Here is a 5,421-nt window from a genome sequence, read left to right as displayed (position 1 = left end):
CTGATGTAGTGATTACGAAAAGTAAATTTTTTTAAAATTCGATATCATATAAATACAGAACTGGTTGATCATTTAAAAGATTGATTATTTTTTAACCTGTATTATTATGCATAATAATATACTATTGCCACGGGCTTTAATTATACCTCCAATTGATATAGCAGATTTACTGTTGTTATTAATGCATGCTGCTGCAAAATTATTTATGCAAAAAGCCATCTCCTTTTCTAAAAAGGTATTTTCATTTATTTACTTTAATTCGGGATAACAAATAAAATTACTTTTTTCAAATTTTTAAACTTTAAACTTTATATTATGACAAAACATTTCATAAAAAAAATTCTATTTTCTTTTGTGTTAATCCTACTAACAGGTTTTGCAACTGCTCAGCAATTTGAGCCATTGCCAGTAGTAGAAAACCCCAAAGAATCTGCAGTAAGATTAACACCTGAACAGCAGGCGAAATTGCAAAAACTGAATGCAGCAACTCCTGTAATTACGAATAAAGACAGGGGTATCGCTGCTCCAACTGTTGCTGCTGCCAATGTACTAATCAATAACAACGTCGGTGCCGCTACCACCTCACGGTTTACACAAAGCGAAACCAGTATGCTGGCTTTTGGTAATACTGTTGTTTCCAGCTTTAATGATGCCGGTTCTTTTCAACCGGGAACCAATCATTTTACCGGATGGTCCTATTCCAATGATGGTGGTGAAACTTTTACAGATGGGGGATCATTACCTAACAGTGCCATTGGCGATGCTGGAGATCCGGTATTAGCCAGAAATAATACAACAGGCAGAATTTATTTATCCACCCTTGGATTTAATAGTCCCAGTACCATACAAATGTTTAGATCGGATGATAACGCTGTTACCTGGCAAGCCCCGGTAAATGCCACACCGGGTGGTACAACCGAAGATAAGCAATGGCTTACGGTAGATAATTTTGCAGGCGGCGGAAACGGTAATGTATATCTATTATCCCGCCGTTTTGCTGGTACCCAGGGTATTTACTTTTTTCGATCAACAGACAACGGTTCCACTTTTACACCTAATGGAGGAACACTAATTGTTGCAAATTCACAAGGTGCCTTTATTGAAGTAGGACCCGATCATTCTATTTATGCATTCTGGTATGCAGGTGCAACCATTCAAATGCGTAAATCAACCGATCAGGGAGCTACTTTTGGGGCAGCCGTAACAGTTGCAGCTGGCCTTGTTGGCGGGGTTAATGGCGATTTAGCTTTAACCGGAATGAGGCAGGGTACTGCAACATTCAACGCCTTTCGTAGCAGTGAGTTTCCGCATGCTGCAGTTAACCCGGTTAGCGGGCATGTGTATGTAACTTTCGCCAATAATCCTGCAGGGTCAGATAAGGCAGATATATTTTTTGTTTCTTCGTCTAATGGTGGTGCAACTTGGAGTGCAGCTGCCAGGGTAAATGATGATGCTACTACAACAGATCAATGGCAGCCAACCATTGCCGTTACACCCGACGGTTTAAACCTGGGTATATTTTATTACAGCCGTCAGGAAGATCCGGGGGCAAATAATTTATTTAAATACTATGGCCGTACGGCAAGTATTTCCGGCGCCGTAGTTACATTTGGTACCAGTTCCCCCATCAGCGATGTAGCTTCCCTTCCGGAATTTGGAAGAGACGCTGTAATAAATGCCACTTACATGGGAGATTATAACCAGGCGGTGGGTACTGCTACAGGATTTTCTGTAATTTGGTCGGATAACCGTGATGATTTACCCGGAGGTGCAGGAAGAAAAGATCCGAATGTATATTTTGCAAGCATACCCTTTACTGGTGCTCCGCCGGTTTCTTCTCTGATATTTACTTCGGCAGCCTTAAGTGGTGGTAATGGCAATGGTGTTATTGATATTAACGAATGCAACGAAGTTAATGTAACCATCAGTAATGTTGGCGGCGCAGCGGCTACAGGTATTTCTGGCACTCTTACTACCAGCACACCGGGGGTTGTAATAACACAGGGAAGCTCTGCTTATCCTGACATTGCCGCCGGCGGATCAGCAACTAACTCCACCGCATTCAGGGTGAGTACTACTGCTGCTTTTGTATGTGGTACCAATGTGCAGCTAACCCTTACCGCAAATTATAGTGACGGTATCCGAACTTTTAATTTCAGTTTACAATCGGGTATAGTTGGGCCATTATCATCATTCAGTAATAATACCTCCACACCATTACCGGATGTTGCAACAACCAATATACCCATCACTGTTGCAGGCTTTGCAGGCAGTGTGGGTAAAGTAACTTTATCTCTGCATCTTACCCATACGTTTGACGCTGATCTTAATATTTCATTGATCAGCCCCGATGGAACAATTATTGATCTTTCTTCGGGTAATGGTGGTGGTGGAGATAATTACGGTACCTCATGTGCGGCACGTACTATTTTTGATGATAATGCTGCAACATCTATAACTGCAGGTATTGCACCTTTTGCTGGTACATTTAAACCAGAAGGATCACTTGCAGCTTTTAACGGTAAATCGGGTGTGCAGGTAAATGGAAACTGGACGTTGAGGATTACCGATGCAGCCGCCTTAGACTTTGGCACTTTCTTCTGTGCAACCTTAGCCTTATCTACACTTGAATGCACCAGCGGTGCAACAACTGCAGTAACTGTTGCCCCGGCAACACAGCAATACAGCGATAAGGTAACCTTTACGGCTACATTAAATCCTTACGATTGCGGAATTAATTCTTTTGCTGCAACAATGGTTACTTTTAAAGTTGGCACACAGGAATTATTACCTGCTGTTCCTTTAATAAATATTGCAGGCGTGTGGACAGCAACAGCAGAACGTTCACTACTTGAAAGTCCTACACAACCATCAAATGGTCAAATGGCTCCGGGAGTACACACTGTTACTGCGGTATTCAGTGATCTTCCTTCAGGATTTGTGGTTTCTAATCCCACAACCAGCCTTACCATAACCTGCGAAGATGCTGATGTTACTAATAACGGTCAGCAGTATTTTGCTGTTAATCCCAACAATAATACAGGTACAGTGGTATTATCTGCTTACGTACCCGACAGGAATGATGGCGCCGATACCAGAGGCGATATCAGGAATGCCAGGGCAACATTTAAAGATGGGGCCAGTTTTGCAACAGGAACTGTATTGTCAACACCCAACATTCCTGTTGGGTTGGTAAATCCCGGTAATATTCAGGAAGGATTTGTATCAACCAGTTTTGATTATACCCTAACATCGGGTGATATCAGCGCAGGCGGGGTTGTTTACCAGGTGTGGACAGGCTTGAGCAATTATTACTGCGGTATAACTGATGAACCAACTATTATTACATTAGGTTTACCAGGCAATGATTTTGTAACCGGAGGTGGCCATATGGTAATGCAAAACTCTGCTGGCACTTACGCAGGCACAGCAGATAAAAAGATGAATTTTGGCTTTGTATTTAAATGGAACCCCAGTGGTAAAAACCTGCAGGGAAAAGCAAATGTTATTTACAGGAAAATGGAAGGTGGTGTATTGTACAATTATCAAATTAAGAGCAATGCCATCAATTCGCTTGTGGTGCAAAATGTAGATAATAACGGCAATCCTGCAACAGGAAATAATATTACTTTCAGAAAAGCGATTATCAGTACAAAAGCTAATTTGAAAAGATTAAATCCTGATGGCACCACACTGGACCTTGGTGGTGGATATACCTTTACTATGACGGCATGGGAATCTACCACTGTAAACAATGGATCTTTAGACAGGATAAGTGTACAGTTAGCCGGTAGTGGCAGTACAGGTTTATTATTCTCCAGCAACTGGACTGCGGGTAATACTTTAGCACAAACACTCAACGGAGGAAAAATACAAGTACGCAACTCGTCAGCTCCAACCGCACCAAGTATTTTAACTGCACCAATTATTACAAAGCTGGGCACAACTGAAAATGTTGAGGCAAAAGCATTTAGCATAAAAGCATGGCCTAACCCGGCTGAACAATATTTTACGCTGCAGGTTACAGGCAAAAATGCAGAAAATGTGGTAATAAGGGTTGTAGATGTATATGGTAAACAGGTTTATGCTACTGCAGGTACAGCAAACCGTAACTATCGGTTTGGAGATAGGTTTACAGCAGGCATTTATCTTGTTGAAGTAACACAGGGAGATAAGCACTACACGCTTAAGATGGTTAAAAAATAACCATTAACCAAAATCTTATAACCTGTAAATAAATAAGGTTTAAAAAAAACCGGTTGTCCAAAATGGCAGCCGGTTTTTTATTGATATTTTTTGAGGACTGCATAACAGCTGTTTGATGAATTTGTTTTGGTAATGGCATTTTGCAACCCAAATAAGAAAGGGGCAAAGTAAACCATGCTTTAAATAATTATGATAAAAAAAATAAAATGATATGCCCAACAAAAAAATATGATAAATCTTTTATTTTTTGGTGAATTGGCATGATTTTATAAATCTATTAATTAAGATAGCAGTTAGATACCTGAATAAATAAAGAAATAGACCTGGTAAAAGGGCAAAAATTGAACTTGGGGAAATTGTTATTGAAATAATAGGGGAAATTCTTACCGCTATTGAGTAATTTTTTCACTTTAATTGTACAGTTATGAAATTCTTATTTTTTTTATTGTTTCCGGTTTTTGCAAATGCTCAATCAAAACCATTACAATACCAATGGAGAAAAATCTCCGGGCCTTCGCAATATAAAATTGTATCACCAAATTCCTCCGCCACAAAAGTTACTAATCTTGTTGCAGGTAAATATTTGTTTGAATTAAAAGTAACCAACAGTAAAAATCTATCTGCAAGAGATACTATGGTATTAACTGTAAACCCGCCACTAAATAAAACATTGGCTAAAAATGTAACTGCTACTGCGATTGTGAAATCTTCTTATTAAAATATTTCTACCCCTTTTTCTCCAATTAATTTGTATTGAATAAATACAATTGCGTTTGCATTTATAGCGCTTAATACTATGGTGAATATTTAATTTTCTCTTATCATTATAGATTGTATGCTAATTGCTTTGGATGCTGCTAATTGAATATCTTTATTGCAACAAAAAATGGATACGCTAACACATATTGCCCTGGGCGCCTGCATGGGTGAAGCCTTTGCAGGAAAAACTGTAGGAAAAAAAGCAATGCTGTGGGGTGTACTTGCGCAAAGTGTGCCTGATATAGATTTTATTACAGCATTTTGGTTAGATACTTCAAGTAATTTATTGGCTCACCGTGGATTTACACATTCTATTTTGTTTGCAGTAATTGTTTCGGTGCTAATGGCTGTGCTGGCAGAACGATGGCACCGGCCGCACAATATTTCTTTCAGGCGCTGGACATTTTTTTTTGGCGCTGCAATTTTAACCCATATTTTTTTAGATGCATTTAATAA

At 39.5% G+C, this 5,421-nt stretch carries 3 protein-coding genes; all 3 read left to right on the top strand.

Annotated features, from left to right (window positions below; genetic code table 11):
- Positions 1–315: 315 nt before the first annotated feature.
- Positions 316–4,206, top strand: coding sequence for a T9SS type A sorting domain-containing protein (locus ACY65O_RS05060; protein ID WP_462219761.1), 3,891 nt, complete (start codon positions 316–318; stop codon positions 4,204–4,206).
- A gap of 424 nt (positions 4,207–4,630) precedes the next feature.
- Positions 4,631–4,924 (top strand): PKD domain-containing protein, encoded by a 294-nt coding sequence (locus tag ACY65O_RS05055; protein ID WP_462219760.1) that lies wholly within the window; start codon positions 4,631–4,633, stop codon positions 4,922–4,924.
- A 168-nt stretch (positions 4,925–5,092) separates the two neighbouring features.
- Positions 5,093–5,421, top strand: a 329-nt coding sequence (locus ACY65O_RS05050) for a metal-dependent hydrolase (RefSeq protein ID WP_462219759.1), incomplete at its 3' end; no start/stop codon positions are given.

This window comes from Ferruginibacter sp. (genome assembly GCF_031430955.1).
In the GTDB taxonomy this organism is placed as follows: domain Bacteria; phylum Bacteroidota; class Bacteroidia; order Chitinophagales; family Chitinophagaceae; genus Ferruginibacter.
The sequence above is the reverse complement of the archived record's forward strand: the minus strand, read 5'-3'. Positions and strand labels throughout refer to the sequence as shown.

Coding starts and splice junctions, on each gene's coding strand:
- ACY65O_RS05060 (WP_462219761.1), top strand. CDS start 316: ATGACAAAACATTTCATAAAAAAAATTCTATTTTCTTTTGTGTTAATC.
- ACY65O_RS05055 (WP_462219760.1), top strand. CDS start 4,631: ATGAAATTCTTATTTTTTTTATTGTTTCCGGTTTTTGCAAATGCTCAA.